The following is a 17,978-nucleotide window of genomic DNA, read 5'->3' on the forward strand; positions in this document are numbered from 1 at the left end:
GGTTACCTACTACCCGCGTTCAGGGTGGGTTTCTTTGACGCCTGTGAACCCGAACGCTCCGCAATGTGCCCGAGGATGATCGCCAGATGGATGATCATCGAATCTCTCGCCTCCACCGGGTCAAAGGACAACATGTCGGCGACTTTTTTCAGGCGATAGCGCACCGTGTTGGGGTGCACAAAAAGTTCTTTCGCGGTGGCCTCCAGCGAGTAGCCGGTTTCAAAGTATGTCCACACCGTGCTCAACAGATCTAGTGGATGCTCGCGCAGGGGTTCATAAATATCCGTAATCAAGGTGGCTCGCGCGATGGCATCACCCGCGAGCGCCCTTTCAGGCAACGCATCATCAGCGAGCAACGGGCGACTGGGTTGTCGCAGCGAACCGGCAACCGCAAACCCGGAAAGCGCCGCTCGTGCACTGGTCGCAGCGTCAAGAACGCTGGCCACAGTGGGGCCTAAGACGAGAGGGCCTTCACCAAACCACTCATCCATCGCCTGAATGATCTCAGCAAACGCGATGGCGTCGGCTGGACTGTCGCCCTCCTCGGGTGAGCGGTGACCGATCACGACCACAAGGCGGCTTCCCTGGACCCCAATCAGTACGTCAGCATTCATATGCCTGGCCACTCGACGAATCGGGTCCACATCGACGGGTCGTGGGCTGGTGCCTACCGCGACGGCGACATCGCCCGTCCCACTCCAACCCAACGCTGCGATTCGACTGGGCATTTCGTGGTCGAACTCGCCGGAGAGTATTGAATCGACCACGAGGGCTTCTAGCCGCTGATCCCACAAACCGCGAGCCTCGGCAGCCCTCGCATACACATCGGCTGCGGCGAAGGCGATTTCCCGCGAGTACAGCAGGATGGCTTCTTGAAGTTGCTTGGAACCGTCGCGTAAATACTCTTCAACGACTTCAACGGTCACTTTGATCAGCTGGAGGGTTTCCTGCAGGCTCACAGAGCGCAAGAGTTCGCGTGGGGCCGCGTTGAAAACGTCTGAGGCAATCCAGGGTGACGAGTCTGGGTTTTCGTACCACCGGATAAATGAGGTGATGCCTGCTTGCGCAACCATTCCCACCGAAGATCGTCTTGACGGCGGCATCTCTCGATACCAGGGCAGGGTGTCCTCTAAACGAGCCAGAGTGCTCGTGGCAAGCTCACCAGAGCTATTTCTCAGCCAATGGAGCGTTTGCTCCTTGGTCATTTCGGCCATCGCTCACCCCTTTGCACTCACCGCTGGGGTAGTTCACGCTACCCCTGTGGAAACCCCGGTGGAGACGATCTGCCGCCCCCGGGAAAGCTGTTAAGCGTCTCCACCCGCGCTTCCGCTGGTTCCTGCCGTCACGTCGTGGAGTTGGTATTTCACGATTGCCTGGGCAATCAACGCCCGATCCACTTTTCCTTGGTCGGCCAATTGTTGGAGAACGCGAACGACAATGGACGGCCCGTCAATGTGGAAGAACCGCCTTGCGGCAGGCCTCGTGTCACTGAAGCCGAAACCGTCAGCGCCCAAAGTGGCGTAGTCGCCGGGGATGAAGGCCCGGATTTGGTCGGGAACCTGGTGCATGAAGTCACTCACGCCGAGGAAGGGGCCCTCAGCTGATTGGAGCTTGTGTGTGACATAGGCGACCTGGGGCGGTTCCTCCGGGTACAAGAAATTGTGCTCTTGCGAGCGAAGCCCATCCCGTCGAAGCTCAGTCCAGGAGGTTACCGACCACACGTCAGCAGAGACGGCCCAATCCTTGGCGAGCAGCTCCTGTGCTTCGAGGGCCCAGGGGACACCCACGCCGGAGGCAAGAATTTGCGCCCTCGAGCTGTGTGCTTCCGCGGCGGGTTGAAGCAGGTAGATACCTCGAACAACGCCTTCGACGTCGAGCCCTTCTGGTTCGGCCGGTTGAGAGATGGGCTCGTTGTATACCGTGAGGTAGTACATGACGTTTGGATCAGGGTGGTTTCCGCCATACATGCGGTCCAGTCCGGCCTCCACGATGTGGGCAATTTCGTAACCGTAGGCCGGGTCGTAGGAGATGACGGCGGGGTTTGTCGCCGAAATCATGTGCGAGTGACCATCACCGTGTTGTAGGCCTTCACCGGTGAGGGTTGTTCGTCCTGCAGTCGCACCAATGATGAACCCTCTGGCCATTTGATCGCCCGCAGCCCAGAACTGATCACCCGTTCGTTGGAACCCGAACATGGAGTAGAAGACGTATACCGGGACGAGCGGTTCACCGTGGGTGGCGTAGCTTGTGCCCGCAGCAACAAATGAGGCAACGGCACCGGCTTCGTTGATACCCGGCATCAAAATTTGACCCTGCGGGCTTTCCTTGTAGGCCAGGAGAAGTTCGCGATCTACCGACACATAGTTTTGACCGTGCGGGTTGTAAATCTTCGCCGTGGGGAAGTAGGCGTCCATTCCGAAAGTGCGTGCCTCATCGGGAATGATCGGCACAAACCTCGCTCCGAAGTTTTTGTCCTTCAGCAGGTCTTTAAACAGCCTGGCAAACGCCATAGTGGAAGCGACCTGCTGTTTTCCAGACCCCGTCTTACCGATGTCGTAAGTCGACTTTTCAGGAAGGGCGACCTGGGTGTAGCGGGAGCGGCGTTGGGGGATATACCCACCCAGTTCACGGCGGCGCTCCTGCAAATACTGGATTGCTTCGTCGGATTCACCCGGGTGGTAGAACGGGGGCTGGTAGGGGTCTTTCTCCAACTCCTGGTCCGAAATCGGAATGCGCATGTCATCGCGGAAGGTTTTCAGGTTCTCCAGCGTGAGCTTCTTCATCTGGTGCGTGGCATTGCGGCCTTCGAAGCTGGGGCCCAAACCGTAACCCTTCACCGTTTTGGCGAGAATCACAGTGGGTTGGCCTTTGTGGTTCTTGGCCGCTTCAAACGCGGCATAGACCTTGCGGTAATCGTGACCGCCACGGCGTAGTGCCCAAATCTCGTCGTCGCTCATATGCGCCACCATTTCTGCGGTGCGTGGGTCGCGACCGAAGAAGTTTTCCCGAACATAGGCGCCGTTTTCGGCCTTATAGGTTTGGAAATCGCCGTCGGGGGTGACGTTCATCAGGTTGCGAAGAGCGCCATCGTGGTCGGCTTGGAGAAGTTGATCCCATTCGCGTCCCCAAATCACTTTGATGACGTTCCAGCCGGCGCCGCGGAAGAAACTCTCGAGCTCTTGAATGATTTTGCCGTTACCGCGCACTGGCCCATCGAGTCGCTGCAGGTTGCAGTTGATGACAAACGTCAGGTTGTCAAGATCGTCGTTCGCGGCAACGTGCAGGGCGCCACGAGATTCAATTTCGTCCATCTCGCCGTCACCGAGGAACGCCCAGACGTGTGAATCGGAGGCATCTTTGATGCCTCGATCGGTCAAATAGCGGTTCATTTGGGCTTGGTAGATCGCGTGAATCGGACCGATTCCCATTGACACGGTGGGGAACTGCCAAAATTCGGGCATCAACCGCGGGTGCGGGTAGGAACTTAAACCACCTGACGGGTGGGACTTTTCTTGACGGAACCCTTCAAGCTGATCCTGATCGAGCCGACCTTCTAAAAAGGACCGGGCATACATGCCCGGTGAGGCGTGGCCCTGGTAGAACACCTGGTCGCCGCCGCCCTCATGGTCTGGGCCGCGGAAGAAATAGTTGTGACCAACCTCATACAGCGATGCGGATGATGCGTAGGTGGAAATGTGTCCACCAACGGAAATCTCTGGTCGCTGAGCGCGGTGGACCATGATGGCCGCATTCCAACGAATCCAACTGCGGTAGCGCCGTTCGATTTCTTCATCCCCGGGAAACGGCGTTTCGTTCTCGGGGGCAATGGTGTTCAGGTAGTCGGTGGTGGGAACCATCGGCACACCCAAATGAAGCTCTTTGGAGCGTTTGAGAAGCGAGAGCATAATCTCTCGACCGCGTTGGTGGCCTGATTCGGAGACCACACCGTCAAGCGACTGGTTCCATTCAGATGTCTCTTGGGGATCGGAATCCATCGGAGTAAACGAGTAAGGGTCCTGGTCGTTGACCGCCATGGGTGACCTCTTTCCTGTGTTGGGAGAGTCCTCCAAAAAAAGCTCCCGAACCTCCGAAGGGGTACTTCATCAGCTCTGGAACACCCCCAGTCTAGACCCGCGGGGGAAACCCGTCTGCCCCCATCGCGCAGCTCGCACAACTCTCGGTATACGATTGGACTCGCACATTAGGGCCTGTAGCTCAGTTGGTTAGAGCGCCACGTTTACACCGTGGATGCCGGGGGTTCGAGTCCCTCCGGGCCCACTTTTCTCCCGCACTCCACTGTCAGTCGTCCTCCGGTCATACGGACATGGCACCGCGACGGTGACCTTCTCGCGCGCTGGATTGCACCTCGGCGCTAACGTTGTGTGACAACAAGAAAGCCCCCCAAGCGGCCGTTGCTTGTGCCGCCAGTAGTAAGCGAACCTGAAGAAGAGAGTGCACACAATGATGAGCGCCGACGCAGTCGACCACCTTGCCCAGTCGCTCTTGGAAGCCGCTGACCAGGCGCAGCACCATCCTCGGCCTCTCATAGAAAACCAGCCACTCACCGTTGACCAGGGGGCTGATATTCAACGTGCGCAGCTGGCACTTCGAGAGGCACGTGGGGAGCGAGTCATTGGAGTCAAACTAGGCCTAACCACACAAGCCCAAAGGGCTGAAGCGGGCGTTGACTACTCCAGTGTGGGGTATCTCACCGACGCCATGATCGTGACCGGCACCATTCACTGTGGAAAAAGCGTTCAGCCCAAAGTCGAACCAGAAATGGTGGCCGTATTCGACTCAGCCGTGGATGACCCAGACATGAGCGACGAAGACATCATCAACGCAATCGGCGGCCTACACGCAGGAATCGAAATTGTTGACCCCCGCTACGAAACCGCGCACTTTATTCTGGCCGATGCGCTCGCCGACAACAGTTCAGCCAGAGGAGCCGCCTGGCGCGAACACGGTCTTCGGCCCGACCAGTTCGACCCGGCGACTGAGACCGTGGCGTTTGACGTGGGGGACTTTCCGACACTGTATGGGGAGGGCTCACGTGTATTGGGCAACCCCCTCCACGTCGTCGTTGACGTGGTTCGACAACGACTCACACAGTCCTTAGCGACCCCCGCCGGGTTCATTATTTTCACCGGCAATCTGGTGGAGCGTGCCCTCCCCATTAATCCCGGGGATCGCGTTGTGGCCCGATTTGGTGAGCTGGGAACCATCGAGTTGGACGTATCCGACTAATAGGCACAGCGCGCTAATGAGCCGGCCTGCACCCGGCGAACACTAAAACAGCAGCGCCACCACTAAGGCCAGGTAAATCACCACGAAAACGGCCGGAGTGAGAAATTTGGGAACCCACAGCCAGTGAGAAGCACCCACGACCATCCGACTGAATTCACCACCTGAAAGGTCTTGGGCGATGTGTTGTGCCTCGGTGGCCGACTGAAACTGAACCAGGGCACCCAAGATGCCAGAGGCCAACAAAATGCCCAAGGCTGCAATGCGCACCGCCAAGCCCGTCTCAGCCAGACCCCACTGCAGGAGAGCCACCGTGGAAATGAGCAACACTGTTGGGGCAATTTGGGACACAATCAAGTGCAGCCGCGCGCGCTGCCAGGCAACAAATTTTTCGCCAGAGTTCACCGTAATCTCCTTGGACTCGCCGGGTCTTACCCAACAGCGTAGTAGCCCTGAGGACTGGAGGATGGGTAGATGAGTCACACTCGAGCGACCATCATGGTGGCCCTCGGTGCCAGCCTGTGGGGAACAACGGGAACAGTGGCCTACCTCATCTCTGACACAGTCTCGGCGGTCACCGTCGGTGCAATCACCATGGGTGTGGGGGGAGTGGTCCTGGCACTACTTGGCGGGCGTCGGGCCCTGGCGCTATGGGCCAACCCGTCGCTTCGTCCTGTGTTGCTCGCAGGTGCTGCAGCGGTCACTGCATACCCGCTCGCCTTTTACACCGGGATGAGCCTCGCTGGTGTCGCAGTCGGCAATATTGTTGCGCTCGCCACCGGGCCTTTAGTCGGGGCAGTCCTCGAATGGCGACTTGAGCGAGACCCTCCTGGTGCTACCTGGTGGTGGGCTCTCTTGGTAGGTGTGGCGGGTGTCATCGTGTTGGCCACGGGGGAGCGGGAACTCACCACCGCCGATCCCACGCTGTGGCCTGTGGGGCTTGGCTTATCCTTGCTCGCCGGGGTTGCCTACGGCACGTTTTCCTATTGCCTCTCACGCATAATTCGCACCGGGGCGTCTTCGCTGAGTGCCACCGGTGCGGTTTTTGGGGCGGGAGCTGTGCCCTTACTGGTGGTGATGGTGACCCAGTTGTCGAGTCTGCAGTGGGAGGCCAGCAGCGTCACGGGCCTCGGATACTTAGTAACCGGCCCCATGGTGATCAGTTACCTCCTTTACGGCCAAGGCCTAACACACCTGAGCTCGAGTGTTGTCTTGGTCATCGCTTTGGTGGAACCTGCTGTGGCTACACTCTTGGCTGTTGGAGTGGTGGGAGAACGGTTTGGCCCGCTGGGAATCGCGGGCCTCGTCGCAATTACCATTGCTGTGGTGCTCGCCGCGAGGGCGCGCACGATGCGTCAACGGCATTAGACACGTATTGTTGAAGGCATGATCGAGGCGGAATTCCCTGACGACGAGCGCTCGGACGGCGGCGTGAAGCGGCGCTCAACATTTACGCCGCCTGCACAAGACGCAGAGGTACCCGTCAATCTCGGCGAGGGCGCTGTTGCACTGCCCCCAGAGTCGCCACAGCTGATGGCTGACACCACTCGGGCCAGTCAGAGTTCACAGAGCGAAACTCCGCCCCCAGGTCCGTCGCCCGCAACAGACGCTGTGGCGGACTCGTCACCGTTCGCACCATCCTCGGCACCGCAGTGGAATGCGCCTTCAAACCCGCAGGTTACCCCGCAGACCCCACCCCCCATGGCCTCTGCCCAAGCACCTGCTCCCCTCGCACAGCCCGTCGAACCCAAAGAAACCTCTTCAGCGCCTCCCCAGCCGATTCCGCCCCAGCCGGGTGCTCCCCAGGCTTCATCGGGTTGGGATGATGCGGTGCTTGCCCCGCCGGAGCGACGTTCCCTTTCGGACCAGGAAATTATGGCGAGCATGGGTGAGGAGGGAACGGAAACAGGAGCCCTCATCAATGCCCTTCAGGAACAAATGGATCTTCGAAAAAGAGAAGATAGCGAGTTTGAAGGGTGGGAAGCCCTTATTCGCCAAAGCTTCCCGGAAGACGAAGCTGAGGACATTGTCTTGCGAGGCCGGGCACAATTCGAGGGTGTACCGGTAGAAAGTCTGACCCCTCAAAGCCCTCCTGCTCCCGCGGCCAGTGCCCCACCCGAAGTGCCCGCACAGTCCCAGGCCGAACCGGTTTCACCCGCGTCCAATACCGACAACTCGTCTACGCCGGCGTCGGAGGCCACCCCCGAACTCGTCGAGCCCCAGCCAGAGATCGGCGCCGCGTCAGAGCCTGTCGATTCAGAGCCTGTCGCGTCAGAGCCTGTCGCGTCAGAGCCTGTCGAGTCAGAGCCCGTCGAGTCAGAACCCATCATTCTCCCGCGCTGGGGCGGAGTGACCGCCGACGAAGAGCTGCCGGATGACGGCCCGCAACAGGATTTAGAATCAGAGAGCAACCACGCCCAGGAGCAATCCGCGGGTGGGCAGGGCTCGTTTGAACAGATTTTGGTCGACCCTGATGCGGTGACCCCACCAACGAACGCGTGGCCCTTAGCCGAAGTACTCGACCAGCCAGAACCCGCGCAACGCGAGTCCGAGGTTACCCTCTTAGAGGAGCTGGCCGACCAAGCTGGAGAAGGTGAGCCCGCTGCTGGCGTATCTGACTCCCAGTCTTCTGAAATCGAGAGTCAGCCCAGGCCCGAAACAACCCTGTCTGATGCTTCGGGGGACACAGCGAGTGCTGCAACGCAACAGCCGGTTTCTGTTCAACAGGCTCTCGCGACAAAACCTGTGACCGAGGTTCCTTTTCAGGATTTAGGCGCGCAAACGTCTAGCCGCTTCGGATTTGACCACGTAGGGGCTGAGCCCACTGCGGATAACGTTCGCACCGACAAGGCAACACAGCTGCTGTGGGTGTGGTGGGCTCTGGGAACCCCACTCCCGGTGGTTTTGCTGGGCGTGTGGCTCATTGATACTGGACTGAGTGTGGGGCAAGCCGTAGTTGTCGGTGGTGTGGGTGCCTTGCTAGCGGCGATTCCGTTGGTTCTTGGCACCCTGAAAGGTGCGCAGTCGGGGCTTCCCACCCTCGTGTCTTCGCGGGCTGCCTTTGGCATGGTGGGCAACATTGTTCCCGCTGTGTTGATGGTGCTCATCCGGATTTTTGTTGCCACAGTTGTTCTATGGGCGGCGTCTTGGATGGCCACCGGTGTGTTGGTGGAATCCAATTATTGGAACGGCGAACCCGCGTTGATGCAGGTCATCTTGGGGGCATTTTTTGCCCTCGCAGCCGCGGGTCTTGCCATCGCGGGACGCGGGTGGGTCACGGTTGCACTGTGGTCTGCTGCCGGAATGGGACTACTGGGAGCGATCGGGTTGTTCTTGGCCACCCTGGACCAACTCTCCGGGGAAGCGTTTCGGCGCGCTGACGGCGCACTATCGACCATGGTCGCGGGTACTGCCGTCGTGATGAGCGTGCTCGTGGTGTTCTGGGCCCACTTCGGCGGCGATATTGCCCGATTCCAGCGAAACAGGTCGGGTCCTGCTGGACCGTCAGTGGCCGCTGTTGCCGCAGTGATTCCGATTGTGGGCCTCATTGCATGGGGGGCGTTACTCGGTGGTTCGGGCGACGAAAACCGCTCACTCCTCTTCAGTGATTTTTTTGACACAGCTCTCGGCGATGCCCCCGGATGGTACCCAATCCCTGCACTGATTCTTGGGGCGCTTCCGTTGGTGGCAATCGCTGCGCTGAGTGTGCACTCTTCTGGATATGCGGTGCTCAGCCTGGGTATTCGGATTCCTCGTTACGCGGCGGCAACCCTTGTGGGTGCCCTTGCCGCGTTGGGGATCATTGCTCTCATTGTTTTTGCCCCCGATTTCCACAACTGGTTGATCGACGTGGCTTTGGTCGCAGGTGTCCTATCGGCGGCCTGGGTGGGAATCTTTGCCGGTGAGGTGGTAACCCGCCGGGTTTACCTTGATCCAAGGGTGCTGGCAGGGACTAGCGGAGATTTCCCGGGTTTTAGGGTTGCGCCGGTGCTCGGTTTTATCGGTGCGATTGCGCTGGGTCTTGGACTGCTTAACCTCGACACGCTCTGGCTACAGGGTGTGGGCTATCTGTTGGGGCCATTCCAACAGTGGGGCTTAAGCGACCTCTCCGGCTGGCAGCTGGGCCCCTTCGTCGCACTCATTGTGGGCTTCGTTGTGGCCGCGCTAGCTGGTATTCGAGGAGGCGTGCACACGAGTGAACGCCGCTCGGCAAAGGCGTGAGTGTGAACAACTGTGAACTAAGCGTTCAAGAATTCGTCGACGTTCTCGACACGCTTTGGCCGCGAGAACTTGCTGAAGACTGGGATGCAGTGGGGCTAGTTCTCGGTCGACCCAGCGCGAGTGTTGAGAAAGTCATGCTGGTCGTGGACATCACCCTAGACACCGTTAACGAAGCGGTCGCCGAAGGCGTCGACGTCATTGTTTCTCACCACCCTCTCCTGTTTCGTCCGGTGAACTCCTTAGTCGAAGACGAAGTCAAAGGCCACCTGGTGGCCGCACTCGTGCGGGCCGGAATTGCGGTGTTTTCCGCGCACACCAACGCGGACGCTGTCGATCGGGGCACCTCGGAGAGTGTGGGTGGCGCATTGGGCCTCCAGGGGATGACCCCGATTACCCCGTCTGTGACATCGGATGCGGGAATTGGTCGGGTGGGAACCCTACCCAGCCCCGTGCGGCTCTACGACTTAGCAACCCAGTTGGGTCGTTTGGTCCCACAGACTGCCGGTGGGGTGAAAGTGTCAGGCGATCCCGATCAGATGGTCTCCCGTGTAGCCCTCTGTACGGGTGCAGGTGATTCGCTTCTTGACCATCCAGAAGTGCTCGCCTCTGATGTCTACATCACCGGTGATTTGCGCCATCACCCCGCCAGTGATGTGCAGCAGGCCCGTCAGCTGGGCCGGGGTCCTTGCCTCATTGATGTGTCCCATTTTGCGTCGGAGTGGTTTTTCCTCGACGGGGTTCGACACACTCTTCAACAGGACCTGCCTGATCTTGATATTCGAGTCAGTGACATCGTGACCGATCCGTGGGATTTTGTCGTCCACCCAGGCTGACCCTCGGTGCTACCCGCCACGACCGAAGCCTCGGTCATCACGAAGAGACAATCCAGTGGCACCAGCTCCGGTGTTTAGACTGGGCCCACCACCAGTCAGGGAGAGTGTGTGAAAGCCCAGCCCGCCGATCAGGCAAAACTGTTAGAACTTCAGGACATTGACGTGTCTATTAGTCGCGGCAACACACAACGGGCAAACCTGCCCGAGCGTGCACAACTCGGTGAGCTCGAGTCGTCTTTGGCCCTTGCTCGAGCCGAGACGAGGAAAACTCTCGCCGAATTAGAAGAGCTACGTGCGGAGCTCTCCAGAGCCGAAAACGATGTGGAGTTAGTCGAAACCCGCATTGCGCGGGATGCGAAGCGGGTGGAGGAGAGCTCTTCCGTCAAAGACGTCAAAGGCCTTCAACACGAATTAGAGGTGTTACGGCAACGACTGGCCGTGCTGGAAGAGGTGGAGTTGGAAGTCATGGAGCGGTTGGATGAAGCTGAAAAGCAGTTTTCGACAGCCCAGGCCCACGCGCAAGACGTGGAAAGACAAATGGACGAGGTTAACCGTTCGCTCGAAGCGGCCTTGGCCAGCAGTGATGAGGAGCTGGCTACTCTCCGCGCCTCGCGAGACGCCCTGATCCACACCATCCCCGAGGACCTTCTTGCCCTCTATGAGCGACAGCGTGAGCGTTACGGTTACGGCGCATCGCTATTGCGCGCCGGGATGTCGAGCGCGAGTGGGGTAAAGCTCACCGAATCTGATTTACAGTCGGTGAGAAAAGCGGCTGAAGATGACGTGGTGCTCTGCCCCGACAGCAATGCCATTTTGGTGCGCACCCACGAGTCAGGCCTTTCGTGAGCGAAATTGTTGTCCACGCTGACGGGGCGTCTAGAGGCAACCCCGGTGCTGCAGCAGGCGGCGCCGTGGTGTTGGACTCAGACACCGGGCAGGTAATGGCCCAGTTGGGTGTGCTGTGCGGTGTCGCATCGAACAATGTGGCCGAATATCGGGGCATGATCGAAGCGATTCGGCTGTTGAGGACATGGAACACTCAAGAGCCGGTCCGGGTGCGTTTGGATTCGAAACTTGTTGTCGAGCAAATGTCAGGGCGTTGGAAAGTGAAACACCCCGACATGAAAGTCTTAGTGAAAGAAGCCTTCGAGGTGATTGGCCCCTTAAAGGTGCACTTCGAATGGGTTCCCCGAGAAGACAATTCTTTGGCGGACGCCGCAGCAAATAAAGCCTTAGATGAAGGCAGAGATTACTTGGTCGTCCGAGGAGTCGAGGAGCCCGTCTAGTCCTGTGTGGCGTGCCGCGCTACTCTAGGCACAGGAAGAGAGGTCGGCTAGGCGACCGCGTCACCCTCACGGGTGCCGAGGAACGTCCGGGCTCCACAGAGCGGGGTGGTGGGTAACGCCCACCCGGAGTAATCCGCGAGATAGTGCCACAGAAAGTAAACCGCCTTCCGCAAGGAAGGTAAGGGTGAAACGGTGGTGTAAGAGACCACCAGAGGTGCGGGTGACCGCATCTGCTTGGTAAACCTCACCCGGAGCAAGACCAAACAGGTGTCGATACGGCTGCTCGTCTAGACACCGGGTAGGTCGCTAGAGGTGGCTGGCAACAGTAACCCGAGAGAGATGGTCGCCCCCGGTTTTCCGGGACAGAACCCGGCGTATCGGCCGGCCTCTTTTCCTAACGAGAGTTCCTGGTGTTGTGCGCGAGGAACGCTGCCCCCAGAATTCCGGCGTTGTTGCGAAGCGCCGCGGTGCGAATGGGTACCGGAAGGGAAATCAGGTGCAGAAACTGGTCGGCTTCTTTGGACACACCGCCTCCCAACAGGAAGAGGTCCGGGCTAAACAGTCGGTTGAGGTGCAGGTAGTAGCGCTCTAACCCTGCAGCCCACTGTTCAAAGCTTTGACCGAGGCGTTGCCTGGCCACCGCGGAACTGCGGTGCTCAGCGACCTCTCCGTCTAATTCGAGATGGCCCAATTCGGTGTTGGGAATGAGTACGCCGTCCTGGATGAGCGCACTGCCAATCCCCGTGCCGAGGGTGGTGAGGATGGTCAAGCCCTCTTGGCCGACTGCTTCGCCGTAGTGGGCCTCTGCAACACCGGCGGAATCCGCATCGTTGAGGAACACAATGTCTCGACCGAGGCGATCCTCAAGCGCTTCTTCTGCGTCTAAGCCAACCCACTCTGTCGAGATATTTGCGGCGGTCAGTGTGCGTCCGTTTTTGACGACGGAGGGGACACATACGCCCAGCGGCAAACCCGCGGCGTCTGGGCCGCAATCGTCAACAATCTGGGCAATGACTTCGAAAATATCTCCCGGTGTACCCCCTTCGGGGGTGGGGTATTTGATCCGTTCGCTGAGCAATTCACCGGCCTGGGTGTCTACCAGGGCACCCTTGATGCCTGTTCCCCCGACATCGATTCCGACAGCGTGTTGAGTGTTCATGGAAGCGTCAACACCTCCGCCCCCGTTTCTGTCACGGCAAGGGTGTGCTCAAACTGTGCGGAGAGTGTCTTGTCTTTGGTCACGATGGTCCAACCATCCGACCACATGTCCCACGAAATCTCTCCCACAGTGAGCATCGGTTCAATGGTGAACACCATTCCCACCTCCATGGGGGTGTCATAGCCGGGCGCCGGGTCATAGTGGGGGATGATCAGGCCAGAGTGAAACTCTGCGCCCACACCGTGTCCGGTGAAATCTCGGACCACCCCGTAACCGAAACGTTTCGCGTAGGACTCGATTGCTCGACCTAACACGTTGATGGGGCGGCCCGGCTTTACTGCCCGAATAGCGCGGTTTAGTGCTTCTTCGGTGCGCTCGATCAGCAGTCTCGCATCCTCGGATATTTCGCCCACTCCGAAGGTCTTATTGGTATCGCCGTGCATCCCATTTCGGTAGGCGGTGATATCGATGTTGATGATGTCGCCTTCATCTAAGACGGTGTCGTCAGGTATGCCGTGGCAGATCACCTCATTGACTGACGTGCAACACGATTTGGGAAACCCGCGGTAGCCAAGAGTCGAGGGATACGCGCCGTGATCGAGCAAGTATTCGTGGGCGATGCGGTCAAGAAAGTCGGTGGCGACACCCGGAGCTATGGCCTCATGTACGGCCTCTATTGCTCCTGCGGCGATACGACCCGCTTCACGAATTTTTTCGATGTCTTCTGGCGAGTACCAGTCACCGCGTAGACCCTCGCGGGGTTCTTTGCGCCCCACGTATTCGGGCCGAGTGATGGTGTTGGGTACATCCCTCCAAGGCGAAACCACACCGGGGACTAGTACACCTTCCAGATTTTTTGGCACTCCCCAAGTCTAGGTAATGGCACCTGAGCCAGATGTTGCGCTGCACGTCCCAACGGGCTCTTGCAGTGGCACACTGGTGTCATGACCGACGACACAAACGCTCCGGATGGCTCCTGGTGGTACAACCACAAAACAGGGCAAGTCGAATTTGGTCGACAGTCGCTAGGCGGTGACCGAGACGGACCCTACGAGTCGGAAGCGGAGGCCCTCAGGGCACCAGAGATTGCCCGTCAGCGCGCCAAAGAGTGGGACGAAGAAGAGGAGGCCGACTAGTCCTCGAAGACGTGGGACTCGTCGGGGAATGCGCCAGAGCGCACGTCGTCACGCCAAGTCGACACCGACTCAATCATCTCCTGGCCGAGAGACGCGTATTGGCGAACAAAACGGGGGAGTCGACCGGTGGCGACCCCCAGAAGGTCTGTCCACACCAAGATTTGCCCGTCAGTGTGGCGGCCTGCTCCAATGCCGATTGTGGGAATCGTGAGCATTTGGCTCACCTCTGCGGCGAGGGCCTCTGGCACCATTTCAATGACGACTGCGAATGCGCCAGCCGCTTCGACCGCTTTCGCATCGGCAAGGAAACTCTCCCTGGCGTCGCCACGGCCCTGGACGACGTGTCCACCTAAACCGTGTTCGCTTTGAGGGGTGTAACCGATGTGCCCCATGACCGGGATTCCGGACTGCACCAGGCGTTCAATCTGCGCAGCCGAGCGCACTCCGCCCTCTAGCTTGACGGCGTGGACTTCGCTTTCTTTCATGAACCGCACAGCCGTGTGAAGCGCATCGTCAGGACCTGATTCGTAAGAACCAAAAGGTAGGTCGGCAACAACCAGCGCGCGTTTCGCTGCGCGTACAACACCGCGGGCCAGCGGGATGAGCTCGTCGGTAGTGGTCGGAACAGTGGTGTCGTAACCAAACACCACATTTCCCGCAGAATCACCCACTAACAAAAAGTCGACTTCTGCTTGATCAAATAAGCCTGCGGTGAGGAAGTCGTAGCTTGTCAGCCCCACAATTTTGGTTCCCGCCTGCTTTGCCTGGGCAAAGTGGCGCACACGCACTCGCTTAGTGGCCTCGCTCATACCCCCAGACTAGCCCCGCCCTGTTGCGCCTGCGCAACAGGCACAGAGACAGAGACAGAGACAGAGACAGAGACACAGACAGAGACCCCGGTGAGCCACAACACTGATGTCGCCGCTGAGGTGTGTCGTCCTGTGCGTTACTGGGGTCTGACGCTGTGGTTTCGAGCAGTAACGGGTAGGCGACGATCGCGGCCGAATGCAACGCTGGAAATTCTGGGCCCAATGGCTCCCTGTCGACGCTTCCACTCTGCTCGGTCAACCAAGACGACCACCTCGGCCACTGTGTCGGTGTCAAAGCCGCGTTTCACAATTTGTGGGTGGTCAAGGCCTTCCACAATGAGTAGGTGGAGGATCTGATCGAGGGTGTCGTAGTCGGGCAGGCTGTCCTGGTCGGTTTGGTCGGGGCGTAGCTCCGCACTCGGTGCTTTCTCAATAGAGGAGACCGGGATGGGCGGCGTCTCTCCGAGTGCGGTCGCTTGCGCGTTACGCCAACGGGCCAATTCCCAGACAATCGTTTTGGGGACATCTTTGATGGGGGCGTATCCGCCGACGGAGTCTCCGTAGATGGTCGAATAGCCGACTGCCAGTTCGGATTTATTGCCCGTGGTCAACACCAAATGACCTTCTTGGTTTGATAGTGACATCAACACGACACCACGCACCCGCGCCTGAACGTTCTCTGCTGCAAGGCCGCTGAGGCCCAATTGGGCGTCAAAAGGCTGAACTAAGTCGGCGATAGGTTCAACCCGGTAGCCAATCCCTGTTGCCTCAGCCAATAAGCGGGCATCGTCGCGCGAATGCTCACTGGAGTGGCGACTGGGAAGCGACACGGCGTGCACACGCTCTGGCCCGATGGCATCAGCGGCAATGACCGCACACACGGCGGAGTCGATACCGCCAGAAAGCCCCAACATCACACTGGGGAAACCATTTTTTTCCACGTAATCGCGCGTTCCCGTCACGAGCGCATTCCAAATCACATCGAGATCGTCGCGCTCCGGCGCCACCTCGGGGACCACACCGGTGGGGCGCAAGGCCGCAAGGGGTAATTCCACTAAGCGCGTATCTTCTGGCAGCGGATGATCAGCTGCTTCTGGCAGATCCAGCCCGACCAGCTGCAGATGTTCCACAAACAGTGGTGAGCGGGCGTGCAGGGTGCCTTGCTGATCGACGACGACCGAGTCACCATCGAACACCAAGTCATCTTGGCCGCCCACAAGGTTTGCGTAGTACACCGCGACACCCATCTGCTGTGCGCGCCTGGTCACCAGCGGAAGGCGAACATCATCTTTATCGCGCTCAAAGGGCGAGGCGTTGGGAACCAAGAGCCCGGCTAGCGGGTAGCTGCTGAGCGTGTGGATAGGGCCGTGATCCCGCCACAGGTCTTCGCAGATGATGACGCCAAAGTCGACACCACCGAGGCGAAGGATGAGGTTTTCACTGCCTGGCAGGAACGTGCGGAATTCGTCAAACACGGAATAGTTCGGCAGGTGGTGTTTGGCGTAACGTGCCACAATCTGACCGCCGTGGAGCACGCTGAGACAGTTTTTCGCCTGCTGCGGATGCGCCGGAGAATACTGATCGGTGGGGGGCGCAAATGGCCCATCGGGGTGACCGACGAGGACCACCAAGTCGCCAAGGCCACGCTCGTGTAGTTGGGTTGCCATCTGGTCGACGGCTTCCCGTGCGCGGTGTAGAAAATCATCCCGCAATGCCAGATCTTCAATGGGGTAACCACTCATAGCCAACTCACCGCTGAGGAATACTTGGGCGCCCTGATCCCACGCGGTTTGGGCCATTTCCACGAGACGTTCTCTGTTGCCTCCGAGGTCGCCCACAATGGGGTTAGTTTGGGCGATGGCCACCTGGATAGTCGGCATACCCAGTAGCCTAATAGTCAGCCAGTTTTCCCCCGTTTTCGCAGTAGGTGAGGGCCATGGACAAGCAAAGAGAGTTTGTGCTTCGCACAATCGAAGAACGTGGAGTGAAGTTCATTCGATTGTGGTTTACCGATGTCGTCGGGACACTCAAAATGGTGGCTGTTGCCCCCGCAGAAATTGAGGGCGCCTTCGCAGAGGGCCTGGGCATTGATGGCTCGTCCATCCAGGGATACACCCGCGCCTACGAAGCCGACGTCCTGGCCCACCCGGACCCCACAACCTTCCAAATCTTGCCCTGGCGGGGCGAAATTGACCCGACAGCGAGAATGTTTTGCGACATTCACACCCCCGACGGGGAACCGGCTATGTCTGACCCCCGCTATGTCCTGAAGCGCACTCTGCAGCGCGCGGCCGACCGGGGTTTTACCTTTTACACCCACCCCGAAATTGAGTTTTATCTTCTGAAATCGGGCGAATATGGGCCAGAGGGTCCGGTCCCAGTGGACAAAGCAGGCTACTTTGACAACGTCCCCGGGGGCACAGCCCACGATTTCCGTCGTCGCGCGGTGCGCATGTTGGAAGATTTGGGCATCTCGGTCGAGTTTTCACACCACGAGGGTGGTCCCGGTCAAAACGAAATTGACCTGCGCTACGCGGATGCCCTCTCCACGGCGGATAACCTGATGACGTTCCGCACCGTGGTGAAAGAGGTCGCTATCGAGCAGGGCGTGTACGCGACCTTTATGCCCAAACCGTTCGCTGGCCACCCGGGTTCCGGTATGCACACCCACATGTCACTGTTTGAAGGCGACACCAACGCGTTTTTCGACCAGTCCCAGACGTACCAGCTCTCCACGGTGGGGCGCCAGTTTGTCGCCGGTCTGCTCACCCACGCCCCTGAAATCACAGCCATTACCAACCAGTTTGTGAACTCGTATAAGCGTTTGTGGGGTGGGCACGAAGCCCCCAGTTACCTCACTTGGGGTCACAACAACCGCTCCGCGTTGGTTCGCGTTCCGCTGTATAAGCCCGGTAAAGGCCAGGCCGCTCGAATCGAATACCGAGCCATGGACTCCGCGGCAAACCCCTATTTGGCCTACGCCGTGTTGCTCGCCGCCGGTCTGAAAGGTATTGAAGAGGGCTACGAACTACCGGCCGAAGCAGAAGACACCGTCTGGGAGCTGAGCTCCCAAGAGCGAAAAGCTTTGGGATACAAACCCCTTCCCTCAAGCCTGGATCACGCGTTGAATTTGATGGAGAACAGTGAACTAGTGGCAGAAACACTCGGCGAACAGGTGTTCCAGCATGTGCTGAAAAACAAACGCCTGGAGTGGGAGCAATACCGTGCTCAGGTCACCCCTTACGAAATCGAAGCCAATTTGGGGCTGCTCTAGTCGCGAGGAGATAACT

General features: G+C 59.0%; 15 protein-coding genes, 1 tRNA gene and 1 other RNA gene. 10 read left to right on the plus strand and 7 right to left on the minus strand.

Features of this window, described 5'->3' with window-relative positions:
* Positions 1 to 2: 2 nt before the first annotated feature.
* Together C3B54_RS04455 and aceE are read right to left on the minus strand one after the other, a co-directional pair.
* Positions 3 to 1,214 carry a PucR family transcriptional regulator gene (locus C3B54_RS04455; protein ID WP_104913427.1) on the minus strand — a complete coding sequence of 404 codons (1,212 nt, stop codon included), beginning with the start codon at positions 1,212 to 1,214 and terminating at the stop codon, positions 3 to 5.
* 90 nt (positions 1,215 to 1,304) lie between these two features.
* A complete protein-coding gene (aceE, locus tag C3B54_RS04460; RefSeq protein ID WP_104913428.1) occupies positions 1,305 to 4,034 on the minus strand; it encodes a pyruvate dehydrogenase (acetyl-transferring), homodimeric type in 2,730 nt (909 codons plus the stop codon).
* Between the two features lie 170 nt (positions 4,035 to 4,204).
* Here aceE and C3B54_RS04465 point away from each other — a divergent pair.
* Positions 4,205 to 4,278: transfer RNA gene (locus tag C3B54_RS04465), tRNA-Val, on the plus strand.
* A gap of 183 nt (positions 4,279 to 4,461) precedes the next feature.
* Entirely contained in the window at positions 4,462 to 5,247 is a 786-nt protein-coding gene (locus C3B54_RS04470) for a 2-keto-4-pentenoate hydratase (protein ID WP_158665533.1), read from the plus strand.
* Positions 5,248 to 5,289: 42 nt separating this feature from the next.
* On the opposite strand, the gene C3B54_RS04475 is transcribed toward C3B54_RS04470, so the two are convergent.
* Positions 5,290 to 5,649 (minus strand): hypothetical protein, encoded by a 360-nt coding sequence (locus tag C3B54_RS04475; protein ID WP_104913430.1) that lies wholly within the window; start codon positions 5,647 to 5,649, stop codon positions 5,290 to 5,292.
* Positions 5,650 to 5,718: 69 nt separating this feature from the next.
* On the opposite strand from C3B54_RS04475, the gene C3B54_RS04480 reads away from it, so the two are divergent.
* The 6 genes from C3B54_RS04480 (at position 5,719) to rnpB (ending at position 11,977) form a co-directional block, all read left to right on the plus strand.
* Complete coding sequence (locus C3B54_RS04480; protein WP_104913431.1) at positions 5,719 to 6,612, plus strand: DMT family transporter; 894 nt, start codon at positions 5,719 to 5,721, stop codon at positions 6,610 to 6,612.
* A gap of 18 nt (positions 6,613 to 6,630) precedes the next feature.
* A complete protein-coding gene (locus C3B54_RS04485; protein ID WP_104913432.1) occupies positions 6,631 to 9,465 on the plus strand; it encodes a cytosine permease in 2,835 nt (944 codons plus the stop codon).
* Positions 9,462 to 10,298 (plus strand): Nif3-like dinuclear metal center hexameric protein, encoded by an 837-nt coding sequence (locus C3B54_RS04490; RefSeq protein ID WP_245867775.1) that lies wholly within the window; start codon positions 9,462 to 9,464, stop codon positions 10,296 to 10,298. The genes C3B54_RS04485 and C3B54_RS04490 overlap by 4 nt, the downstream gene beginning before the upstream one ends.
* A gap of 108 nt (positions 10,299 to 10,406) precedes the next feature.
* Complete coding sequence (locus C3B54_RS04495; protein WP_104913433.1) at positions 10,407 to 11,144, plus strand: zinc ribbon domain-containing protein; 738 nt, start codon at positions 10,407 to 10,409, stop codon at positions 11,142 to 11,144.
* Positions 11,141 to 11,584: a reverse transcriptase-like protein gene (locus tag C3B54_RS04500; protein WP_158665534.1), complete on the plus strand. Its 444-nt coding sequence runs from the start codon at positions 11,141 to 11,143 to the stop codon at positions 11,582 to 11,584. Before C3B54_RS04495 ends, C3B54_RS04500 begins: the two co-directional genes overlap by 4 nt.
* Before the next feature lie 39 nt (positions 11,585 to 11,623).
* Positions 11,624 to 11,977, plus strand: an RNA gene (gene rnpB / locus C3B54_RS04505) — RNase P RNA component class A.
* Between the two features lies 1 nt (position 11,978).
* On the opposite strand, the gene ppgK is transcribed toward rnpB, so the two are convergent.
* Both ppgK and map read right to left on the minus strand, forming a co-directional pair.
* Positions 11,979 to 12,743, minus strand: coding sequence for a polyphosphate--glucose phosphotransferase (gene ppgK, locus C3B54_RS04510; protein WP_104913435.1), 765 nt, complete (start codon positions 12,741 to 12,743; stop codon positions 11,979 to 11,981).
* Positions 12,740 to 13,606: a type I methionyl aminopeptidase gene (gene map / locus C3B54_RS04515; RefSeq protein ID WP_104913436.1), complete on the minus strand. Its 867-nt coding sequence runs from the start codon at positions 13,604 to 13,606 to the stop codon at positions 12,740 to 12,742. The genes ppgK and map overlap by 4 nt, the downstream gene beginning before the upstream one ends.
* Positions 13,607 to 13,687: 81 nt before the next feature.
* Between map and C3B54_RS04520 the strand changes: the two genes are divergently transcribed.
* The gene (locus C3B54_RS04520; protein WP_104913437.1) at positions 13,688 to 13,879 is read left to right on the plus strand and encodes a methionine aminopeptidase; all 192 of its coding nucleotides are present in this window, start codon (positions 13,688 to 13,690) and stop codon (positions 13,877 to 13,879) included.
* Here C3B54_RS04520 and panB read toward each other — a convergent pair.
* Complete coding sequence (gene panB, locus C3B54_RS04525; RefSeq protein WP_104913438.1) at positions 13,876 to 14,688, minus strand: 3-methyl-2-oxobutanoate hydroxymethyltransferase; 813 nt, start codon at positions 14,686 to 14,688, stop codon at positions 13,876 to 13,878. The two genes, C3B54_RS04520 and panB, sit on opposite strands and share 4 nt — an antisense overlap.
* Positions 14,689 to 14,825: 137 nt before the next feature.
* Positions 14,826 to 16,568, minus strand: coding sequence for an NAD+ synthase (locus tag C3B54_RS04530; protein WP_104913439.1), 1,743 nt, complete (start codon positions 16,566 to 16,568; stop codon positions 14,826 to 14,828).
* 56 nt (positions 16,569 to 16,624) lie between these two features.
* On the opposite strand from C3B54_RS04530, the gene glnA reads away from it, so the two are divergent.
* On the plus strand, positions 16,625 to 17,962 hold the full coding sequence (gene glnA, locus C3B54_RS04535) for a type I glutamate--ammonia ligase (RefSeq protein ID WP_104913440.1): 1,338 nt from the start codon (positions 16,625 to 16,627) through the stop codon (positions 17,960 to 17,962).
* Positions 17,963 to 17,978 lie beyond the last annotated feature (16 nt).

Source organism: Pontimonas salivibrio (assembly GCF_002950575.1).
Classification (GTDB): Bacteria; Actinomycetota; Actinomycetes; order Actinomycetales; family Microbacteriaceae; genus Pontimonas; species Pontimonas salivibrio.